The sequence below is a fragment of the Limosilactobacillus walteri genome (assembly GCF_014830205.1).
In the GTDB taxonomy this organism is placed as follows: Bacteria; Bacillota; Bacilli; order Lactobacillales; family Lactobacillaceae; genus Limosilactobacillus; species Limosilactobacillus walteri.
Genome location: NZ_QORN01000065.1, coordinates 1 through 699, shown reverse-complemented (window position 1 = coordinate 699; position 699 = coordinate 1). Strand labels below are relative to the sequence as shown.

Below are 699 nucleotides of genomic sequence, written 5' to 3'. Positions count from 1 at the left end.
GATGCACTCGTTGAGGCGCTGGTTGACGCACTTACTGAGGCGCTGGTTGACGCGCTAGTTGAGGCACTCGTTGATGCACTGGTTGACGCGCTCGTCGATGCACTAGTTGATGCACTCGTTGATGCGCTGGTTGACGCACTCGTCGAAGCACTCGTTGAGGCACTTACTGATGCACTCGTTGAAGCGCTGGTTGACGCGCTAGTTGATGCACTGGTTGACGCGCTCGTTGATGCACTTACTGAGGCACTGGTCGAAGCGCTAGTTGAAGCACTCGTTGAAGCACTCGTTGAGGCACTTGTCGAAGCGCTGGTTGATGCGCTGGTTGACGCACTTACTGAGGCGCTGGTTGACGCGCTCGTCGATGCGCTAGTTGATGCACTTACTGATGCACTGGTCGAGGCACTAGTTGACGCGCTCGTTGAGGCACTAGTTGATGCGCTTACTGAGGCGCTGGTTGACGCGCTCGTCGAGGCGCTAGTTGAGGCACTTACTGATGCACTGGTCGAGGCGCTAGTTGAGGCACTTACTGATGCACTCGTTGATGCACTGGTCGAGGCACTAGTTGATGCGCTAGTCGATGCGCTAGTTGATGCACTTACTGATGCACTGGTCGAGGCACTAGTTGATGCACTTACTGATGCACTGGTCGAAGCGCTGGTTGACGCGCTAGTTGATGCACTCGTTGAGGCGCTGGTCGAA

1 protein-coding gene is annotated in these 699 nt (G+C 55.8%); it reads left to right on the top strand.

The window, feature by feature from the left end:
* On the top strand, window positions 1-699 hold a 699-nt coding region (locus DTK66_RS10755; RefSeq protein WP_191668670.1), incomplete at both ends, for a DUF445 domain-containing protein.